This window comes from Hahella sp. CCB-MM4, from assembly GCF_002260525.1.
Classification (GTDB): domain Bacteria; phylum Pseudomonadota; class Gammaproteobacteria; order Pseudomonadales; family Oleiphilaceae; genus Hahella.
The window spans coordinates 1-684 of sequence record NZ_MRYI01000142.1 but is presented as its reverse complement, the minus strand read 5'-3'; the positions used below and the strand labels follow the sequence as shown (position 1 = coordinate 684).

Below are 684 nucleotides of genomic sequence, written 5' to 3'. Positions count from 1 at the left end.
GTGCATGAGGAATTCGCGGCGATGCTGGCCGAGGAAGCGCGCGCGATGACGATCGGCAACCCGTTGCAACTGGACACGCAGGCCGGGGCGATCTCCAGCGAGGCGCAACTCGCCCGCGTGCAAAGCTTCGTCGAGAAGGCCCATGAAGAAGGCGGCGCCCTCAGGGCAGGCGGCGAGCGCATCCTGACCGAGACCGGCGGCAGCTACTACGCCCCCACCGTCTTCGACAATGTCACGCCGGAGATGACCCTCGCGCGGGAAGAGGTCTTCGGCCCGGTTGTCGCTGTCACGCCTTTCGACAGCGAGGAAGACGCGGTGCGGATGGCCAATGGCACCGATTACGGCCTCGCCTCGGCGGTCTGGACCGGCAATCTCAGCCGCGCGCATCGGATGATCCGGGCCATCGACGCCGGCGTCGTGCATGTGAACACCTATGGCGGCGCGGACAACACCGTGCCGCTGGGGGGGCATCGCCAATCCGGCAACGGGCATGACAAGTCGCTGCATGCGCTCGATAAATATGTGAACCTCAAGACCGCATGGATACAGCTGTGACAGACCGAACCATCCTGATCGTCGGCACCTATGACACCAAGCAGGACGAACTCGGCTACCTCGCACAGGTGATCCGCGCGCAGGGGGGCGGGGTGAGGACCATGGATGTCTCCGTGCTGGGCGATCCGG

Annotated in this window: 2 protein-coding genes; both read left to right on the top strand. The window is 65.4% G+C overall.

The annotated features are described in order from the left end of the window. A partial coding sequence (locus tag BTA51_RS29740) for an aldehyde dehydrogenase family protein (protein WP_141215741.1) occupies positions 1 to 555 on the top strand: 555 nt, incomplete at its 5' end. Next, positions 540 to 684: Tm-1-like ATP-binding domain-containing protein (locus BTA51_RS29735; protein ID WP_210404985.1), on the top strand; the 145-nt coding region annotated here is incomplete at its 3' end. The genes BTA51_RS29740 and BTA51_RS29735, both read left to right, overlap by 16 nt.